This is a genomic window from Actinomycetospora sp. ABD4_176 (genome assembly GCF_056311855.1).
In genome coordinates, this window is record NZ_CM149974.1 from 672946 (window position 1) to 692269 (window position 19324).

The 19324-nt window shown below is 73.8% G+C and carries 15 protein-coding genes; 14 read left to right on the forward strand and 1 reads right to left on the reverse strand.

Translation table 11 applies throughout. The annotated features are described in order from the left end of the window. The first annotated feature begins 87 nt into the window (after positions 1-87). From ACYX4T_RS03290 to ACYX4T_RS03345, 12 genes are all read left to right on the forward strand, one after another. Positions 88-1371, forward strand: a complete 1284-nt coding sequence (locus tag ACYX4T_RS03290) for an NAD(P)/FAD-dependent oxidoreductase (protein WP_476013150.1) — start codon at positions 88-90, stop codon at positions 1369-1371. A gap of 75 nt (positions 1372-1446) precedes the next feature. Then, on the forward strand, positions 1447-2427 hold the full coding sequence (locus tag ACYX4T_RS03295) for a malate dehydrogenase (RefSeq protein ID WP_476013151.1): 981 nt from the start codon (positions 1447-1449) through the stop codon (positions 2425-2427). 37 nt (positions 2428-2464) lie between these two features. After that, complete coding sequence (locus tag ACYX4T_RS03300) at positions 2465-2893, forward strand: cupin domain-containing protein (protein ID WP_476013152.1); 429 nt, start codon at positions 2465-2467, stop codon at positions 2891-2893. Then, entirely contained in the window at positions 2890-3732 is an 843-nt protein-coding gene (gene dapA / locus ACYX4T_RS03305) for a 4-hydroxy-tetrahydrodipicolinate synthase (RefSeq protein WP_476013153.1), read from the forward strand. The genes ACYX4T_RS03300 and dapA overlap by 4 nt, the downstream gene beginning before the upstream one ends. Positions 3733-3966: 234 nt before the next feature. Then, positions 3967-4617, forward strand: coding sequence for a hypothetical protein (locus tag ACYX4T_RS03310; RefSeq protein ID WP_476013154.1), 651 nt, complete (start codon positions 3967-3969; stop codon positions 4615-4617). A gap of 195 nt (positions 4618-4812) precedes the next feature. Then, positions 4813-8349, forward strand: coding sequence for a DNA polymerase III subunit alpha (gene dnaE / locus ACYX4T_RS03315; protein WP_476013155.1), 3537 nt, complete (start codon positions 4813-4815; stop codon positions 8347-8349). A 40-nt stretch (positions 8350-8389) separates the two neighbouring features. Next, positions 8390-8776: a VOC family protein gene (locus ACYX4T_RS03320; protein WP_476013156.1), complete on the forward strand. Its 387-nt coding sequence runs from the start codon at positions 8390-8392 to the stop codon at positions 8774-8776. Between the two features lie 69 nt (positions 8777-8845). After that, positions 8846-9673, forward strand: coding sequence for a class II aldolase/adducin family protein (locus ACYX4T_RS03325; protein ID WP_476013157.1), 828 nt, complete (start codon positions 8846-8848; stop codon positions 9671-9673). Between the two features lie 85 nt (positions 9674-9758). After that, positions 9759-10613 (forward strand): amidohydrolase family protein, encoded by an 855-nt coding sequence (locus ACYX4T_RS03330; protein WP_476013158.1) that lies wholly within the window; start codon positions 9759-9761, stop codon positions 10611-10613. An 86-nt stretch (positions 10614-10699) separates the two neighbouring features. Then, entirely contained in the window at positions 10700-11317 is a 618-nt protein-coding gene (locus tag ACYX4T_RS03335) for a TetR/AcrR family transcriptional regulator (RefSeq protein WP_476013159.1), read from the forward strand. Continuing rightward, positions 11314-12759 carry an MFS transporter gene (locus tag ACYX4T_RS03340; RefSeq protein WP_476013160.1) on the forward strand — a complete coding sequence of 482 codons (1446 nt, stop codon included), beginning with the start codon at positions 11314-11316 and terminating at the stop codon, positions 12757-12759. Before ACYX4T_RS03335 ends, ACYX4T_RS03340 begins: the two co-directional genes overlap by 4 nt. A gap of 9 nt (positions 12760-12768) precedes the next feature. Beyond that, positions 12769-14151, forward strand: a complete 1383-nt coding sequence (locus ACYX4T_RS03345; RefSeq protein WP_476013161.1) for an NAD-dependent succinate-semialdehyde dehydrogenase — start codon at positions 12769-12771, stop codon at positions 14149-14151. A gap of 45 nt (positions 14152-14196) precedes the next feature. Here ACYX4T_RS03345 and ACYX4T_RS03350 read toward each other — a convergent pair whose 3' ends face one another. Further along, positions 14197-15054 carry a PaaX family transcriptional regulator gene (locus tag ACYX4T_RS03350; RefSeq protein ID WP_476013162.1) on the reverse strand — a complete coding sequence of 286 codons (858 nt, stop codon included), beginning with the start codon at positions 15052-15054 and terminating at the stop codon, positions 14197-14199. Positions 15055-15103: 49 nt separating this feature from the next. Here ACYX4T_RS03350 and ACYX4T_RS03355 point away from each other — a divergent pair, with 49 nt between their 5' ends. Together ACYX4T_RS03355 and ACYX4T_RS03360 are read left to right on the forward strand one after the other, a co-directional pair. Then, positions 15104-16417, forward strand: coding sequence for an adenosylmethionine--8-amino-7-oxononanoate transaminase (locus ACYX4T_RS03355; RefSeq protein WP_476013163.1), 1314 nt, complete (start codon positions 15104-15106; stop codon positions 16415-16417). 473 nt (positions 16418-16890) lie between these two features. Next, the gene (locus tag ACYX4T_RS03360) at positions 16891-19320 is read left to right on the forward strand and encodes a SulP family inorganic anion transporter (RefSeq protein WP_476013164.1); all 2430 of its coding nucleotides are present in this window, start codon (positions 16891-16893) and stop codon (positions 19318-19320) included. The last annotated feature ends 4 nt before the right edge of the window (positions 19321-19324 follow it).

A 19324-nucleotide genomic window follows, 5' to 3' on the forward strand; every position in this document is an offset into this window, starting at 1 on the left:
GTAGAGCCAGTGTGAACCGTCCGCCGGCGGGTCCTGAATCGTCACGGCCAGCACCGACGGGCACCCCGCGAGAGGAGGGCGGCAGCCATGACCGCCGATCCGTCGCCCCGGCAGCAGCCGGGGAGGTCGATCGAGGACGTCGATACGCGGCCGCACGTCGTCGTCCTCGGCGCGGGCTTCGCGGGCCTCGCCGCGGTCCGCAGCCTGCGCAAGGCCCCGGTCCGCGTGACGCTCGTGGACCGGCACAGCTACAGCACCTTCCAGCCCCTGCTCTACCAGGTGGCGACGGGTGCGCTGAACCCCGGCGACATCACGTACGGCGCCCGCGGGTTCGCGTCCCACACCGGCGCGTCGTTCCGCAAGGGCGAGGTGACGACGATCGACCCGGAGACCCGCACGGTCTCCCTCGACGTCGGGCCGGACCTGCGCTACGACTACCTGATCATCGCCAACGGCGTGACGACGAACTACTTCGGGGTCCCCGGCGCCGCCGAGCACGCGTTCCCGATCTACACGCGCGCCGAGGCGCTCGCCGTGCGGGATCGGATGACGAGCCACCTCGACCACATCGCGGCGACGGGCGAGGCCCGGGGCGCCACGGTGGTCGTCGTCGGCGGCGGCGCGACCGGTGTCGAGATGGCCGGCACGCTCGCCGAGCTGCGCAACACCGTGCTGCCCGACCGGTACCCGGAGCTGGACCCGGACGAGGTCCACGTCGTGCTGGTCGAGATGACCGACAAGGTCCTCGCGCCGTTCGCGCCCCGGCTGCGGGAGTACGCCGCCGAGCAGCTGCGCCGGCGCGGCGTGGAGCTGCGCCTCGAGGCCGCCGTGAAGGAGGTCCGGCCCGACTCGGTGCTGCTGGCCGACGGCACGGAGCTCGACGCGCACATGACGGTGTGGGCGACCGGCGTCGCCGCGCACGACCGGGTGAAGACCTGGGGCCTGACGCAGGGCCGCGGCGGGCGCGTCGTCGTCGGCGGCGACCTGCGCGTGCCCGAGCACCCCGAGATCTTCGCGGTGGGCGACATCGGGGTCATCGACGACGACCCGCTGCCCCAGCTCGCGCAGCCGGCGATCCAGACCGGCCAGCACGCCGGCCGCACGATCACGCGGCTGCTCGCGGGCGAGCCGACCGAGCGGTTCCACTACCGGGACAAGGGCACGATGGCGACGATCGGGCGGGCCTCGGCCGTCGCCGACATCGCCCACGGACCCAAGCTCGTCGGCGTGCTCGCGTGGCTCGTGTGGATGTTCGTGCACATCTTCGCGCTGCTGGGCAACCGCAACCGCGTGTTCGTCACGCTCGGGCTCGCCTTCCGGTACCTCGCGCAGCGCCGCGGGCAGATCGTCGTCGGCGACGAACCGGGCTGAGTGCGCGGGGCGGGGGCCGACGTGCAAGGCTCCCGCCTCGACCGACTGGAACCGAGAGTGAGCAGGAGCGAAGGCATGGCGCCCACCCCCGTCAACGTCACCGTCACCGGCGCGGCCGGACAGATCGGCTACGCGCTGCTCTTCCGCATCGCCGCCGGCGACCTGCTGGGGGAGGGCGTGCCGGTCCGGCTGAAGCTGCTGGAGATCCCGGACGCGGTGAAGGCGGCCGAGGGCACGGCGCTCGAGCTCAACGACTCGGCGTTCGAGCTGCTCGACGGTATCGACGTCTACGACGACGCCGCCCAGGCGTTCGACGGCACCAACGTCGCCCTGCTGGTGGGGGCCCGTCCCCGCACCAAGGGCATGGAGCGTGCCGACCTGCTCGAGGCCAACGGCGGCATCTTCAAGCCGCAGGGCGAGGCCCTCAACGGCGCGGCGGACGACGTGAAGGTGCTGGTCGTCGGCAACCCGGCGAACACCAACGCGCTCATCGCGCGGTCGAACTCCGACGTGCCGGCCGACCGGTTCACCGCCATGACGCGCCTGGACCACAACCGCGCCCTCGGGCAGCTCGCGACGAAGTACGGCGTGCGTGTCGGGTCGGTCTCCAAGGTGACGATCTGGGGCAACCACTCGGCCAGCCAGTACCCCGACGTCACCTACACCGAGATCGACGGCAAGCCGATCGGCGGCGAGGTCGACCGTTCCTGGCTGGCCGACGAGTTCATCCCGCGCGTGGCCAAGCGCGGCGCGGAGATCATCGAGGTGCGCGGCGCCTCGTCGGCGGCGTCGGCGGCCGCGGCGGCCATCGACCACGTCCACACCTGGGTCAACGGCACCCGCGCGAACGACTGGACCTCGGCGGCGATCGTCTCCGACGGCTCCTACGGCGTGCCCGAGGGCCTCGTCTCGTCGTTCCCGGTGACGGCGGCGGACGGGAGGTTCGAGATCGTCCAGGGCCTGGAGATCAGCGACTTCTCCCGCGAGCGCATCGACGCGTCGGTGAACGAGCTGGCCGAGGAGCGCGACGCGGTGCAGAAGCTGGGCCTGGTCTGAGCCCGTGTGAGACCCGTCGTCTGACACGCTGTCGCGCGTGAGCAGCGAACCGGTCGAGGTCTTCCACGGCGACGAGCTGGCCGAGGGCGACCCGACACCCGGGATGCGGCGCGAGGTGGCGTTCTCGACCGACGCGCTGTGGGCCGGGCTCGTGCACACCGAGCCCGGCGCCTCGTCCGGCTGGCACCACCACGGCGACCACGAGACCAGCCTCTACGTGGTCCGCGGCGCCATGCGCCTGGAGTTCGGACCGGGCGGCGCCGACGCCGTCGAGGCCGGGCCCGGCGACTTCCTGCGGGTGCCGCCGCACACGGTCCACCGCGAGTCCAACCCCACGGACGAGCGCTCGACGGCCGTCATCGGCCGTGCCGGCGAGGGCCCGCCGACGGTGAACGTCGACGGGCCCGACCCGGCCTGGCCCCGACGTAGACCCGTCCCGGGCCGGTGGGGCAACCTGAGGTCATGAGCCTCGGAGCCGTCATCACCGCCATCGTGACCCCCTTCGCCGCCGACGGCTCGGTCGACGAGACGGCGTTCGTGGACCTGATGGCGCACCTGTACGCCCACGGCTCCGACGGCCTCGTCGTGTGCGGGACCACCGGCGAGGCGTCGACGCTGTCCGCCGAGGAGCACCTGCGCCTCGTCGAGCTCGCCGTACAGCACCGGCCCGCGGGCGCGACGGTGGTCGCCTCCACCGGCTCGAACGACACCCGCCACGCCTGCGAGATGACCGAGCGGGCCACGGAGCTGGGCGCCGACGCGATCCTCTCGGTCACCCCGTACTACAACAAGCCGAACCGGCGGGGAGTGCTCGCGCACTACGGCGAGGTCGCGCGGGCCACCGACAAGCCCGTGGTCCTCTACAACATCCCCTCGCGCGTCGTGGTCGACCTGCCCAACGACCTGCTCGCCGAGCTCGCGCAGATCGAGCGGATCGACTACGTCAAGCAGGCCAACAACGCGAACCTCGCGCCCGTCGACGGCCTCGGCGTCTACGCCGGCAACGACGACCTGTTCGGGTCGGTGCTCGAGATGGGCGGCTGCGGCGGCATCCTCGTCGCCAGCCACGTCGTCGGCGACCAGATGCGCCGCATGGTCGACGAGCCCGACCAGCGCGCCGAGATCGAGGCCTCGCTCAAGCCGGTCTTCGACGCCCTCGGGGTGACGACCAACCCCATCCCGGTCAAGGCGGCGCTCGAGCTCCTCGGCCTCCGGGCCGGCGGCCTGCGCCTCCCGCTCGTCGAGGCCGACGACCACGAGCGCGAGGTCGTGCGCGCCGCGCTGGCGGGGGCCGGACTGCTGTAGGCGCCTGGCGTCGCCCGCCCGCCCGCTTCGTGATCAGCAGGCGGAAACGCACGTCCCGGGGCACCTCCGAGGTGCCTTTCCGCCTGGTGATCTCCGCGCGGCCCGGCACTGTCGGGGGTCGGGCGCATGCTCCACCTCGGGACGACGCGAGGAGGAGCCATGGGCGGGCGCAGGCGCGAGGGTCGGCGGCGGGCGGCGGTCGAGGCACGGCGGAGGCGGCGGTCCCGCCCGCCCGTGACGCGCCCGCCCCGCGACCCGCGTCCCCGCGACGCGGCCGTCGAGCGGGTGCGTGCGCCGATGCTGAGCGACTGCGAGATCCTCGAGCAGTCTCCCCACGCGTTCGACCACGATGCCGACGACGCCGACGCGTGGGACCTCGACCTCGGGGACGAGGACGAGGAGGACGCCGAGGACGACGGGGACGACGGGGACGACGGGGACGACGGGGACGAGGAGGCCCTGGCCGACCTGGTCCGCGCGCTCCGGGACGCCCTGCGCGCCGCGGTGGTGGCCACCGTCGAGCACCGCGACCCCGGCGCCGCCCGGGGCCTGGTCGCGCGGGGCGACCGGATCCTGCTCGGCGTCGTCGTCGGGGCCTGGCTCGCCCGGGCCCGCCGGCGCCACCCGCAGCCCGAGCTGCCGGCCCGGGCCGCGGCCTGGGTCGCCGGAACCCTCGGCGAGACCGGTCCCGGGGTCGACGACGCGGTCCGCGCGCTCGGGTCGGGGCAGGCGCTGCGCACGCCCTTCCTCCGGGTCCCCGACGACGTCCTGGTCGCGCGGATCTGGCTGCTGGCGGCGGTCGTGGCCGTCGGGTCGGGCGAGGCCGATCGGGTGTCCGACGCCCTCCTGCCGGCCGAGGACCAGCGGTGGATGGGGCACCTGTGACGCCTGTGGCAACCCCGGATCCGGGCGACACGCCGGGCCGGCGGAGGTGAGCAGCGACGACGGTCGCGGGCCGCGGGGAGGGGCGGCGCTGTCGGGGGGCGCGTCTACTCTGGGGGCGCTCCCGCCGGCCGTGCCCCGTACCCCGGGGCCGGTCGACGGCACCCCGTGCCCGGCGCCCCAGGGAGGTCCCGCGACGTGACCGGCGACTCGTTCGTCCACCTCCACACGCACACCGAGTTCTCGATGCTCGACGGTGCCGCGCGGCTGGACGACCTGTTCGCCGAGGCCGCGCGCATGGGCATGCCGGCCCTGGCGATGACCGACCACGGCAACACCTTCGGCGCCTACGAGTTCTGGAAGAAGTCGCAGGCCCACGGGGTCAAGCCGATCATCGGCATGGAGGGCTACCTCGCGCCGGGCAGCCGGCACGAGCGCAAGCGCGCCACGCTCGGCGGGCAGGTCATCTCGGACGACAACCCGGGCCAGATGTACACCCACATGACGCTGCTGGCCGAGAACACGGAGGGGATGCACAACCTCTTCCGGCTCTCGAGCCTCGCCAGCCTCGAGGGGTACTACTACAAGCCGCGCATGGACCGCGAGCTGCTCGAGACCTACGGCAAGGGGATCATCGCCACCACCGGCTGCCCGTCGGGCGAGGTGGCGCGCTACCTGCAGCAGGGCGACTTCGACGGCGCCTGCCAGGCCGCGAGCGACTACCGCGACATCTTCGGCGCGGACAACTTCTTCTGCGAGCTCATGGACCACGGCATCGAGATCGAGCGCCGGGTCCGCGACGACCTCTACGACCTCAAGAAGAAGCTCGACCTGCCCGGCCTCGCCACCAACGACCTGCACTACACGTACGCCAAGGACGCGAAGCCGCACGAGGTGCTGCTCTGCGTGCAGACCGGCAAGACGATGAACGACCCGAACCGCTTCCGGTTCGACGCGCAGGACTTCTACCTCAAGAGCGCGCAGGAGATGCGCGCCCAGTGGGACGGCGTCTTCCCCGAGGCCTGCGACAACACCCTCGCGATCGCCGAGCGGGTGAACGTCGAGTTCCACGAGGGTCGCGACCTCATGCCCGGCGCCCCGGTGCCCGAGGGCGAGACCGAGGCGTCGTGGCTGGTGAAGGAGGTCGAGCGCGGTCTCAACCAGCGGTTCGGCGGCCAGGTCCCCGACGGCCACCGCAAGCAGGCCGCCTACGAGATCGACGTCATCGTGCAGAAGGGCTACCCCGGCTACTTCCTGGTGACGGCCGACCTCGTGCAGCACGCGAAGTCGGTCGGCATCCGCGTCGGCCCCGGCCGCGGCTCGGCCGCCGGCTGCCTCATCGCCTACGCGCTGGGCATCACCGACCTCGACCCGGTCAAGCACAACCTGATCTTCGAGCGGTTCCTCAACCCCGAGCGCCAGTCGATGCCCGACATCGACCTGGACTTCGACGAGCGCCGGCGCGGCGAGATGATCCGGTACGTCACCGAGAAGTACGGCGAGGACCGGATCGCCCAGATCATCACCTACTCCACGATCAAGGCGAAGGCCGCGATCAAGGACTCGGCGCGGGTGCTCTACGGCCAGCCCGGCTACGCGGTGGCCGACCGGATCTCCAAGGCGATGCCCCCGGCCGTCATGGGCAAGGACATCCCGCTCTCGGGCATCTTCGACCCGGGCCACAAGCGCTACTCGGAGGCCACCGAGGTCCGCGCCCTCTACGAGGCCGACCCGCAGGTCAAGGAGATCGTCGACACCGCGCGCGACCTCGAGGGCCTCAAGCGCCAGTGGGGCGTGCACGCCGCGGGCGTGATCATGTCGTCGACGCCGCTGATCGACGTCATCCCGATCCAGCGCCGCGAGGCCGACGGGGCGATCATCACGCAGTTCGACATGGGCGTCTGCGAGACGCTCGGGCTGCTGAAGATGGACTTCCTGGGGCTGCGCAACCTCACGGTCATCGACGACGCGCTGCACAACATCACGCTCAACGGCAAGCCGGCGCTCGACCTCGACGCCCTCGAGCTCGACGACCCCGAGGCCTACAAGCTGCTGGCCCGCGGCGACACGCTCGGCGTCTTCCAGCTCGACGGGGGCCCGATGCGCGACCTGCTGCGCCGCATGGAGCCCACCACGTTCGAGGACATCTCGGCCGTCCTCGCGCTCTACCGACCCGGCCCGATGGGCGCCAACGCGCACAACGACTACGCCGACCGCAAGAACGGCCGGCAGGAGGTCACGCCGATCCACCCGGAGCTGGCGGAGCCGCTGGCCGAGATCCTGGGCGAGACGTTCGGTCTGATCGTCTACCAGGAGCAGGTCATGGCGATCGCCCAGCAGCTCGCGGGCTACTCGCTCGGCTCCGCCGACCTGCTCCGCCGCGCGATGGGCAAGAAGAAGAAGGAGATCCTCGACAAGGAGTTCGTGCCGTTCTCCGACGGCATGAAGGCCAACGGCTACTCGCAGCAGTCGATCCAGACGCTGTGGGACATCCTCGTCCCGTTCTCCGACTACGCCTTCAACCGCGCGCACACCGCGGGCTACGGGCTCGTCTCCTACTGGACGGCCTACCTCAAGGCGAACTACCCCGCCGAGTACATGGCCGCGCTGCTCACCAGCGTGCGCGACGACAAGGACAAGGCGGCGATCTACCTCGCCGAGTGCCGCAAGATCGGCATCACGGTGCTCCCGCCCGACGTCAACGACTCGGTGCGCGACTTCGCCCCGGTCGGGGACGACATCCGGTTCGGCCTGGGCGCCATCCGCAACGTCGGCACGAACGTCGTCGACGCCATCGTCGAGACCCGGCGCGAGAAGGGCGGGTTCACCGACTTCTCGGACTTCCTGCGCAAGGTCCCCCAGCAGGTCTGCAACAAGAAGACGGTCGAGTCGCTGATCAAGGCCGGCGCCTTCGACTCGCTGGGCCACCCGCGCAAGGGCCTCGCGCTGGTGCACGCCGAGGCCGTCGACGCGGTGATGACGACGAAGAAGGCCGAGGCCGACGGGCAGTTCGACCTCTTCGGGAGCTTCGACGGGCCGGACGAGGAGAGCGCGGACACCACCGGTATGTTCGACGTCAAGGTGCCCGAGGGGGAGTGGGAGCCCAAGCACCGGCTCGCCCTCGAGCGGGAGATGCTCGGCCTCTACGTCTCGGGCCACCCGCTCAACGGCATCGAGCAGGTGCTCGCGAGCCGCGCCGACACCCCGATCACCAAGATCCTCGAGGGTGACGTCGCCGAGGGCGCCACGGTGACGGTCGGCGGCATCCTGGCGAGCGTCACGCGGCGGGTGAACAAGAAGGGCGAGCCCTGGGCGTCGGCCCAGATCGAGGACCTCGCCGGCGGCATCGAGGTGCTGTTCTTCCCGCGCACCTACGCCGCGGTGTCGATCGACGTCGCCGAGGACGCGATCGTGCTGGTCAAGGGCAAGGTCAACAAGCGGGACGACCGGGTGAGCCTGTTCGTCGAGGACCTCGCGGTACCCGACCTGTCCGGCGGGGTCGGCGGCGCGCCGGTCAAGGTCGTCATCGAGAGCGCGCGGTGCACGCCGGAGCGGGTCGGGAAGCTCAAGGAGGTCCTGGTCGCGCACCCGGGCCCGAGCGAGGTCCACCTGACGCTGCTCGCCGCCAACGGCGCGAGCCACGTGCTGCGGCTCGACGACGGGCTGAAGGTCCAGAACTCGGGCGCGCTGATGGGTGACCTCAAGGCGCTGCTCGGGCCACGCTGTCTGGGCTGAGCCGTCTCGGCTGAGCACGCCGCACCGGGAGGGGCAGGTCATGAGCGGTCGGGTGGTCCACTTCGAGGTCCCGTTCGACGACGCCGAGCGGGCGCGGGCGTTCTACGGCGCGGTGTTCCGCTGGACGCTGCAGGACATGCCGGGGATGGACTACACGATCGCCCTGAGCGGCCCGGTCACCGAGGACGGCGCACCGGCCGACCCCGGCTACATCAACGGCGGCATGTTCCGCCGCGGCGACGACGAGCCCCGCAGCCCCGTGATCGTCGTCGACGTCGGCGACATCGACGAGACGCTCGGGCACGTCACCCGCTACGGCGGCACGGTGCTCGCGGCCAAGCAGCCCGTCGGAGAGATGGGTTTCGCCGCCTACTTCCGCGACCCCGAGGGCAACGTCATCGGGCTCTGGGAGACCGCGGCCGGCTGACGTGCCCCTCGCCGCCCGGCTCGTCACGACCCCTTGACCGGGGGACGTGACGCGGCGCACGGTCGAGGGATGGCCGCCCCCACGCAGGACACGCCCAGCCCCGAGACGGAGATGGCGGGCTTCCGCCCGTCGCAGGAGGGCATCCGGATGCCCCAGCCGCCGACGTTCGCGACGAGCGCGGAGGAGCGGCTGCACCGCAAGCAGCAGCTCGCCGGGGCGTTCCGCGTCTTCGGGCGCTTCGGGTTCGGGGAGGGGATCGCCGGTCACATCACGGTGCGCGACCCGGAGGACCCGCACCTGTTCTGGGTCAACCCGTTCGGCATGAGCTTCCGGCACATCCGGGTCTCCGACCTCATCGCCGTGAGCCACGACGGCCAGGTCGTGCACGGGAACAGGCCGGTCAACCAGGCCGGCTTCGTCATCCACTCCGCGGTGCACCACGCGCACCCGGAGGTCGTGGCCGCCGCGCACGCGCACTCGGTGTACGGCAAGGCCTGGTCGTCGCTGGGCCGCCCGCTCGACCCGATCACCCAGGACGCCTGCACCCTCTACGAGAACCACGGGGTCGTCACCGAGGGGCGCGGCGCCGTCGTGCTCGACCCCGAGGTCGGGCGGGCGCTGGCGACGGGGCTGACGGGCCGCCGGATGGTCTTCCACCAGAACCACGGCATCTTCAGCGTCGGCGACACCGTCGCCGAGGCCGCCTGGTGGTTCATCAACACCGAGCGCAACTGCCAGGCCCAGCTCCTCGCCGAGGCCGCCGGCACGCCGACGCAGATCGACCACGTGAACGCGAAGTTCACCGCCGAGCAGACCGGCACGCCCTACGCCGGCTGGTTCGCGTTCCAGCCGATCTGGGACGAGATCGTCCGCACCGACCCGGACCTCTTCGACTGACCCGTCACGCCGGGGAGACGCGCACGCCGGCGCTCCTCCGTCGCGCGGTCCCGCGATCTCCGGCGCGGAAGGTAGCGTCCGCCCGGTGATCGTCGACGCCCACGTCCACGTCGCCCACCTCGCCCGGCTCAAGGTGCCGTGGGCGCAGTGGATCGGGCCGGCCGGGCCCGCGGAGGCGTGGTCGGCCTGCTACGACACCGACGGCGCCGCGATCCCCGAGAAGGTCGCGGCACTGTTCGCGGGTGCGGGGGTCGACCGGGTGCTGCTGTTCTGCGAGTACTCGCCGAAGGCCACCGGGTGGCAGACGATCGAGGACATGCTGCCGCTGGTCGAGGCCGACGCGGCACGGTTCCGGATCGTCGCCAACGTCAACCCGCATGTGCACCACCCGGTGGCCGCGGAGCTCGACCGCCAGCTCGACCTCGGCGCCGTCGCGCTCAAGGTGCACCCGGTCCACGCCGGGATCGCGCCGAACGACCCGCAGCTCTACCCGGCCTACGCCCGCTGCCTCGAGCGCGGGGTGCCGGTGATCGTCCACACCGGCCCGTCGAACTTCCCCGGCGCCACCGCCCGCCACGGGGACCCGGTGCTGCTCGACGACGTCCTGCGCGACTTCCCCGGCCTGCGGCTCGTCCTCGCGCACGGCGGGCGCGGCTGGAGCTACGAGGCCGCGGCGTCGCTGGCACTGACCCGCGAGGACGTGTGGCTCGACGTCGCCGGGCTGCCGCCGCGCAAGCTGCCGGTCTACTACGAGCGCTTCGGCTTCGAGCGGGTCGCGGCCAAGTGCATCTTCGGCACCGACTCGCCGTCCGCCGACCCCGCCCGCAACATCACCGCGATCCGCGAGCTCGGGCTCGGCGACGACCTGACCGATCGGCTGCTCGGCGGGAACGCCCTGGCGGTCTACCCCGGCCTGGCCGAGCCCTCGAGCCGCGGCTGACGCTCGCCGTCCCGCCGCGGCGGGTGTAGCGTCCGTGGCGGACCGAGCGGTCCGGGACTGGTCGGTCCTCGACGGAGGGAGCCCCCGTGGCACGGACGCCCGCCCCCGGCACGCGGGAGCGCATCCTCACCACCGCGTCCCGCCTCTACTACGAGCACGGGGTGCGCGCGGTCGGGATGAACCAGGTGATCTCCGATGCCGGCACCGGCAAGAACCTGCTGTACTCCCACTTCCCGACGAAGAACGACCTGGTCGCGGCCTACCTCGAGCGCGCCCGCGCGATCCGGACCGCGGCCGCCCGCCGCGCCCGCGAGGCGGCGGAGGACACCCCGCGCGCGCAGCTGCTCGCCCTCGTCACCGAGGTCGCGAGCACGACGGCGCGGCCCGGCTTCCGGGGGTGCGCGTTCCGCAACTACCTCACGGAGTTCCCCGACGACGCCGACCCGGGCGACGCCGACGGCCCGCCGACCCCGGTCGGCGTGGCACGCGCCTTCCTCGCCGCGACGCACGACGAGCTCGCCGACCTGGTCGCCGACCTCGGCGTCGCCGACCCCGACCGGTTGCTCGAGGAGCTCTGGCTGGTCGTCGACGGGCTCTACCTCCAGGCCGCCTACCGCGACCGTCTCGACCGCGAGGTCGCCGCCGACACGGCCGTCGACCTCGCCCGCCGGCTCATCGACGACCGGACGGGGACCGTGGCATGACGCCACCGAGCCCGCGCGCGGTCCTGCTCGTCACCTCGGCCGCGGCGTTCCTCTCGAGCCTCGACCTGTTCATCGTCAACCTGGCCTTCCCCGACATCCGCGCCGACTTCCCGGGCACCGACCTCGGCCAGATCTCCTGGGTCCTCAACGGCTACACGGTCGTCTTCGCGGCGTTCCTGGCCCTCGCCGGGCGCCTCGCCGACCGGGTCGGGCACCGGCGCGTGTTCCTCGCCGGGCTCGCGGTGTTCACCCTCGCCTCGGCGGCGTGCGCCCTCGCGCCGTCGGTGGGACTGCTCGTGGCCGCCCGCGCCGTCCAGGCCCTCGGCGCCGCGCTCCTGACGCCGACGTCGCTGACGCTGCTGCTGGCCGCGTTCCCCGCCGAGCGGCGGGCGCACGCCGTCGGCGCCTGGGCCTCGATCGGGGCGGTCGCGGCCGCGCTCGGGCCCCCGCTGGGCGGGCTGCTGGTCGAGGCGTCGTGGCACTGGGTCTTCCTCGTCAACGTGCCGGTGGGGCTCCTCGCCCTGGTCGCGGGCCTGCGGGTCCTGCCGCGCACGGCCGCCCCGGCCCCCACGCCGACCACCGGGGCCGGGCGGCCCGACGTCCTCGGCGCCGTGGGCCTCGTCGTCGGCGTCGGGGCCCTGGCCTACGCGCTGGTCCGGGCGCCCGACCTGGGCTGGGCGGCCGGACCGGTGGTGGCCGGCCTGGTCGTGGCGGTGCTGGGCGTGGTGGGCGTGGTCCTGCGCGCGCGCCGCCACCCCGTCCCGGCGCTGGACCTGACCGTCGTGCGCACCCCGATGGTCGGGCTCGCGGCCCTGTCGATGCTCGCGTTCACCACCGGCTTCGCCGGGATGCTCGTCGTCAACGTCCTCTACCTCACCGGGACGTGGGGCTGGTCGGCGCCGGCGGCGGGGGTGGCGCTCGCGGTGGGCCCGCTCGTGGTCGTCGTGGTCTCGCGGCTCACGGGCCATCTGACCGGCCGCGTCGGGATCGGGCCGGTCGTGGCGGTGGGCGCCCTGCTGTTCGCGGCGGGCCCGACGTGGTGGGCGCTGCGCCTCGACGTCGCCCCCGACTACGCCGCCGGCATGCTGCCCGGCCAGCTCGCGACGGGCCTCGGCGTCGGCCTCGTGCTGCCCGCCCTGTCGTCGGTCGTCGGCGCGGCCCTGCCTCCGGAGCGGTGGGGCACGGGGTCTTCGGTGATCACGACGGCGCGGCAGGTCGGGTCGGTGCTCGGGGTGGCGCTGCTCGTGTCGGTGATCGGGACGCACGCGACGGGGCGGCCCGACGAGCTCGGGCTGCTGCGGGACGGGTGGGTGATGCTCGCGCTGGCCGGGGTCGTCGCGGCGGGCCTCGCCGTCGCCCTCGCCCGGGCGGAGCGGGTCGCCGCCCGTCCGGTGCCGGAGCCGGCGCCGGTGGCGGATTGCCCGGCGGGGCGGGCGGGGTAGTCGACCGTCATGGCCATCGCAACGACGAACCCCGCCACGGGGCAGACCGTCGAGGAGTTCGAGTCCCTCACCTCCGAGCAGCTGGAGGAGAAGCTCCAGCGCGCCTGGGACACCTTCGAGAGCTATCGCGACACGACGTTCGAGCAGCGCGCCGGCTGGCTGCGCGCGGCGGCCGACATCTTCGACGCGGAGACCGACCGCCTCGCCGAGCTCGCCACCCTCGAGATGGGCAAGACCTTCGCCGCGGCGAAGGCCGAGATCGCCAAGTGCGCGCTGGGCTGCCGCTGGTACGCCGACCACGCCGCCGAGGACCTCGCCGACGTCGAGTGGCCGAAGCCGAAGAACGCCCCCGAGAACGCCCGGATCTTCACGCGCTACCAGCCGCTGGGCCCGGTGCTCGCGATCATGCCGTGGAACTTCCCGTTCTGGCAGGTCCTGCGCTTCGCCGCGCCCGCGCTCATGGCCGGCAACGTCGGCCTGCTCAAGCACGCGTCGAACGTGCCGCAGGTCGCCATGGCCATCGAGGACGTGCTGAACCGCGCCGGCTTCCCCGAGGGCGCCTTCCAGACGCTGCTCGTCGGCTCCCCGATGATCGAGGGCATCATCGACGACCCCCGCGTGCGCGCCGTGACGCTGACCGGCAGCGAGCCCGCCGGTCGCGAGGTCGGTGCCCGCGCCGGCCAGAACGTCAAGACCAGCGTGCTCGAGCTCGGCGGCAGTGACCCGTTCATCGTCATGCCGTCGGTGGAGGACCTCGACGCCGTCGTCGACGCCGCCGTCTCGAGCCGCATGCTCAACAACGGCCAGTCCTGCATCAACGCCAAGCGATTCATCGTCCACCAGGACATCGCCGACGACTTCACGCAGAAGCTCGTGGCGAAGATGGAGGCGCTGACGATCGGCGACCCGATGGACTCCGACACCGACCTCGGGCCGATGTCGCAGAGCAACGGGGTCACCGACCTCGACGAGCAGGTCCAGGACTCGATCAAGGCCGGTGCTCGCCTGCTGACCGGCGGCGAGCGCCTCGACAAGCCGGGCAACTGGTACCCGCCGACGGTGCTCACCGACATCCCGCGGGAGTCGCGGGCCTACTCCGAGGAGCTCTTCGGCCCGGTCGCGCTGGTCTTCCGCGCCACCGACGCCGACGACGCCATCCGCATCGCCAACGACTCCGACTTCGGGCTCGGTGGCAGCGCCTGGACCTCCGACGAGGACGAGAAGATGCGCTTCGCCACCGAGGTCGAGTCGGGCATGGTCTACATCAACAAGGTCACCGAGTCGACGCCGGAGGTGCCGTTCGGCGGCGCGAAGAACTCCGGGTACGGCCGCGAGCTCGCGAGCTTCGGGCCGCAGTCGTTCGTCAACGCGAAGACGATCTGGATCCAGTGATCGGCGGCTGATCGCGCGTCGGGCGGCGACCGGGGCGGGGCGGTGTCAGAGTCCCAGCGTCGTCGCCGCCCGCAACGCGCCGTCGGCCCAGGCGGTGTGCCGGCCGTGGAACACCTCGGCCGCCCGGTGCCCGATCCACGGGGAGGGCAGCAGGGCGTCGGGGAGCCCGGGGTCGAGGAACGGGAAGCGCCGCCACGCGTCGACGAGGCGGACCTGCGCGGCGAGCGTCGCCGGGTCCCGGGCGGGCTCGAGGTCGGCGAAGCGCTCGACGAACTCCTCGTAGCGCGCCTCGAGGTCGCCGAGGTCCCACGCCCGCGAGGCGAGCTCGCCGGCGGTCAGCTCGCCGTGGTACTCGCCGGTGACGACGTGGGCGTCGGCCGGCCCGTGCTCGGCGAGCACCTCGCGGACCTCCTCGAGACGCTCCGGGTCCGGGGAGACCCACATGCCCGCGGCGGGGGAGCCGAGCCCCGCCCACGCCAGGCGGGTGCGCAGCCGGTGGCGCCGGGCACGCTGCTGCTCCGGGACGCTCGCGACGACCACGAGCCAGCGCCCGTCCCACGCCGTGCGCGTGCGCCCGTGCGCGTAGATGCGGGCGGCGCCCTCGGTGAGCAGGTCGCGGCCCCAGGGCGTCAGGTCCCACCGGACCCGCCGGCCCACCCGCTCGGAGACGAGCATCCCGTCGGCGGCCGTGCGGGCGAGGGCCTGGCGGGCCGACTTCTCCTCGACCCCGACGAGCCCCAGGACGTCGACGACGGTCTGCGTCCACACCGGCGCGCCGCGGGGCAGCACGAGCTCGCCGAGCACCGTGACCAGCAGCGAGCGCGCGCTGGTGGCCGCCACCTCGCGGCGCCGGGAGAACGGGTCCGGCCGCGCGTCGGGGGCGCTCTCGTCGAGGGTGGACATCACGCCTGATCCTAGGGCTCGCGCCCGCCCCCGCCGTTACGGTGCGCGGATGACGTCGCCGGAGACCGCACCACTGGCGCCCCTGCCGCCTCCCACGCTGCGCGACCGCGACCGGGCGCACGTCTGGCACCCCTACGGCCCGATGCCGGGGCGGACCGACCCGCTCGTGGTGCGCTCGGCGCGGGGCGTGCGGCTCACCCTCGACGACGGCCGCGAGCTGGTCGACGGCATGTCGTCGTGGTGGGCGGCCGTGCACGGCTACCGGCACCCGGCGCTCGACGCCGCGGTGACCCGGGCGACCGGCGCGATGAGCCACGTGATGTTCGGCGGGCTGACCCACGACCCGGCGGTGGCGCTGGCCGAGCGCCTCGTGGCGCTGACCCCGGAGCCGCTCGAGCACGTGTTCCTCGCCGACTCGGGGTCGGTGTCGATCGAGGTCGCGCTGAAGATGTGCCTGCAGTACCAGCGCGCCCGCGGCCGTCCCGGGCGCACGCGCATGATGACCTGGCGCGGCGGCTACCACGGCGACACCTTCGGCGCGATGAGCGTCTGCGACCCCGAGGGCGGGATGCACGCGGCGTGGAGCGGGTTCCTGCCGCAGCAGGTGTTCGCCGACCGCCCGCCGTCCGACCACGACGCGGCCTACGACGCGGCCTACGACGAGCACCTGCGCGCGGTGGCCGACGCCCACGCCGACGAGATCGCCGGGATCATCGTCGAGCCCGTCGTCCAGGGGGCGGGCGGGATGCGCTTCCACGACCCCCGCCACCTGCGGGCGCTGCGGGCGATCGCCGACGCCCACGACCTCGTGCTGGTGTTCGACGAGATCGCCACCGGCTTCGGGCGCGCGGGCACCCTCGTCGCCGCCGAGCAGGCCGGGGTCGCCCCGGACGTGATGTGCCTGGGCAAGGCCCTGACCGGCGGTTACCTGACGATGGCCGCCGCCCTCTGCACCCCGGCGGTCGCCACGGCGATCAGCGAGGGCGAGGCCGGCGGCCTCATGCACGGGCCGACGTTCATGGCCAACCCGCTCGCCGCGACGGTGGCCGCGGCGAGCGTCGACGAGCTGCTGCGCCGCGACTGGGCGGGCGAGGTCGCGGCGCTGGGCGCCGGCCTGCGCGAGGGGCTCGCGCCGGCGCGGGACCTTCCCGGGGTGGTCGACGTGCGCGTGCTGGGCGGGATCGGGGTCGTCCAGCTCGACCGACCCGTCGACGTCCCCGCCGCGCAGGCCGCCGCCGAGGCGCACGGGGTCTGGTTGCGCCCGTTCCGCGACCTCGTCTACGCGATGCCGCCCTACGTCACGCCGGCCGACGACGTCCTGCGGATCGGCGCCGCGATGGTCGCCGCGGCGCGGGCCGGCTGAGAGGTCGTCACGCCGCCTGGGTGAACGCAGCGTGACGGGGGTGTGAGACGACGATGAGACCGCCGTGAGGCGGTGTGACGTGCCCTGCCGGATCGCCCGATTCGCCCGAATCCACCCGGGTGGCGTAACGGAGGGCGCGTCCACGGCGGACCGAGCGTTGTCGTGTCGACCAGGATGTCCAGCTCGGGGCGGGGTCACACTCGGACGAGGTACCGCTGGTACCGCTCGACCCGGTCTGATCAGAACGCTCGGTAATGATCATCTTTCCGAGGCGCCGAGGGGCGGCCCGCCGGTAGGGCAGAGTGATCGACAGCGCCCCGGCCCGTCGCGAGGACCTCGCGATGGTGACGCCGGGTGACCACGACGACGTGGTCGCCGGCCGGAACGCGGGCGCCCCCCGACACCGCAGATCCCCGGTGATCGTCGCCGATCACCCCCCGCCGGGCCGGTCCACGGCCCCCGACGGAGGACCCATGACCACCGGAGCGACCGCCGTGCCCGCTGACGACCCCGTCCCCGCGGGCGACCCCGTCCCCGACCCCGCCCCCGACCGGGACACCCCGACCTGGCGCGACACACTGCGCGCCGACCTCCCCGCCTCCCTCGTCGTCTTCCTCGTCGCCGTGCCCCTCTCGCTGGGCATCGCGGTGGCCTCGGACGCGCCGCTGACCGCCGGGCTCATCGCCGCCGCGGTCGGCGGCATCGTCGCCGGCGCGCTCGGCGGCTCCCCGCTGCAGGTCAGCGGGCCCGCGGCCGGCCTCACCGTCGTCGTCGCCGACCTCGTGGGCCGATTCGGCTGGGGCGTCACCTGCGCGATCACGGTCGCCGCCGGCGTCCTGCAGGTGCTCTTCGGCCTGACGCGGACCGGGCGCGCCGCGCTCGCGATCTCGCCGGCCGTCGTGCACGGGATGCTCGCCGGCATCGGCGTCACGATCGTGCTCGGCCAGCTGCACGTCGTCCTCGGCGGCGAGCAGCAGGACGACGCGATCGCGAACGTCCTCGCCCTGCCCGGGCAGCTGCTGGCGCTGCACGGCCCGGCCACCCTGCTCGGCCTGGCCGTCATCGCGATCCTCCTGGCCTGGCCGCGGCTGCCCCGCAGCGTGCCGGGCCGGGTGCGCGGCATCCCGGCGCCGTTGCTCGCCGTGGTCCTCGTGACCGTCGCGGCCGCGGCGCTCGCGCTGCCGGTGGAGCGCGTCGAGATCGGCGGCTCGCTGTTCGACGCCGTCACGCCGCCGGTGCTGCCCGACGGCCAGTGGGGCGCGTTCGCGGTGGGTGTGCTGACCATCGCGATCATCGCCAGCGTCGAGAGCCTGCTCTCCGCGGTCGCCGTCGACCGGATGGCGGCCTCCACCCCCGCCCGCCCGAGGTCCGACCTCGACCGCGAGCTCATCGGCCAGGGCGCGGGCAACACGCTCTCGGGCCTGCTCGGCGGCCTGCCGATCACCGGGGTCATCGTCCGCAGCTCGACCAACGTCGCGTCGGGCGCGAGGAGCCGCGCCTCGGCGGTCCTGCACGGCGTCTGGATCGTCGTGTTCTCCGTGGCGCTGCTGGGGCTCGTGGAGCAGATCCCGATGGCCGTGCTGGCCGGGCTGCTCGTGGTCATCGGCGCGCGGCTGGTCAAGCTCGCCCACATGCGCGAGCTGCACCGCCACGGCGAGCTGCCCGTGTACCTCGTGACGATCGCGGGCGTGGTGGTCACGGATCTGCTCACCGGGGTCGTCGCCGGGCTCGTGCTGGCGCTGCTCCTGGTGCTGCGCCGCGTGGTGTGGGCGTCGATCGAGGTCCAGGAGCCGGCGGGCACGACGGCGGGGGAGCCCGACGACCGGCTCGGCGGCGCGCGTCCGTGGCACGTCGTCGTCGAGGGCGCCCTGTGCTTCCCGTCGATCCCGCGCCTGGCCCGCCGCCTCGGCCAGGTGCCGGCCGGCGCGCCGGTGGTGGTCGACCTCGTCACCGACTACCTCGACCACGCCGCCTACGACCACCTCTCGGAGTGGATCGAGCGCCACGAGCGGGACGGCGGGCACGTGCGCGTCGACGAGGTCGGGACGATGGGCCTGCTCGACCGCCGCGCGGCGTCGAACGGCGGCCCCGGCGACCGGCGTCCCGGCCCGGTGCCGCGGTTCCTGTCGCCGTGGTCGGTGTGGCAGGCGGGCCACGACGCGACGTACGGCCCGGGCGCCGGCCACGGGCACGAGGAGGCGGCCGACGACCCGATCCTCACCGGCCTGCGCGAGTACCACCGCCGGGCGGCCGGGCTGGTCGCGCCGTACCTGTCGGACCTCGCCGAGCGGCAGTCGCCCTCCGCGTTCTTCCTGACCTGCTCGGACTCGCGGGTCGTGCCGAACGTGATCACCTCGAGCGGCCCCGGGGACCTGTTCACCGTCCGCAACGTCGGCAACCTCGCGCCCGTCGACGGCGGGGACGCCTCGGTGGCGGCGTCGGTGGAGTACGCCCTCGACGCCCTCGAGGTGCCGACGCTCGTGGTCTGCGGGCACTCGGGCTGCGGGGCGATGACCGCGGCGCTGCGCGGGACCGGCGGCGACGGGGTGCTCGGGCGCTGGCTCGACGGGGCCGGCGAGAGCGTCGCGCGGTGGCGCGCGGGCCACCCGGTGGCGGCGGGGGCCGCGGCCCGCGGGGCGTCGGACGTCGACCAGCTCGCGATGGTCAACGTCGCGGTCCAGCTGGAGCGGCTGCGGGAGCACCCGGCGGTGGCGCGGGCCCTCGACGCCGGCCGCGTGCGGATGGTGGGTCTGTACTTCGACATCGCCACCGCGCGCATGTCGGTGCTGGACGGGGACCGCTTCGTCGCGGCCTCGCGCGACCGCCTCGGCGCCGGCGCCTCCGGCACCCCCGGCGACCCCGAGACCTCCGCGATCCCCCTCCCGGCGGCGGACCCGTCCTGACCCC

Excerpts from the sequence above, each read along its gene's own strand:
- ACYX4T_RS03340 (WP_476013160.1), top strand. The coding sequence starts at position 11,314 with ATGACGCCACCGAGCCCGCGCGCGGTCCTGCTCGTCACCTCGGCCGCG.
- ACYX4T_RS03355 (WP_476013163.1), top strand. The coding sequence starts at position 15,104 with ATGACGTCGCCGGAGACCGCACCACTGGCGCCCCTGCCGCCTCCCACG.
- ACYX4T_RS03295 (WP_476013151.1), top strand. The coding sequence starts at position 1,447 with ATGGCGCCCACCCCCGTCAACGTCACCGTCACCGGCGCGGCCGGACAG.
- ACYX4T_RS03320 (WP_476013156.1), top strand. The coding sequence starts at position 8,390 with ATGAGCGGTCGGGTGGTCCACTTCGAGGTCCCGTTCGACGACGCCGAG.
- dapA (WP_476013153.1), top strand. The coding sequence starts at position 2,890 with ATGAGCCTCGGAGCCGTCATCACCGCCATCGTGACCCCCTTCGCCGCC.
- ACYX4T_RS03345 (WP_476013161.1), top strand. The coding sequence starts at position 12,769 with ATGGCCATCGCAACGACGAACCCCGCCACGGGGCAGACCGTCGAGGAG.
- ACYX4T_RS03350 (WP_476013162.1), bottom strand. The coding sequence starts at position 15,054 with ATGTCCACCCTCGACGAGAGCGCCCCCGACGCGCGGCCGGACCCGTTC.
- ACYX4T_RS03360 (WP_476013164.1), top strand. The coding sequence starts at position 16,891 with ATGACCACCGGAGCGACCGCCGTGCCCGCTGACGACCCCGTCCCCGCG.
- ACYX4T_RS03325 (WP_476013157.1), top strand. The coding sequence starts at position 8,846 with ATGGCCGCCCCCACGCAGGACACGCCCAGCCCCGAGACGGAGATGGCG.
- ACYX4T_RS03290 (WP_476013150.1), top strand. The coding sequence starts at position 88 with ATGACCGCCGATCCGTCGCCCCGGCAGCAGCCGGGGAGGTCGATCGAG.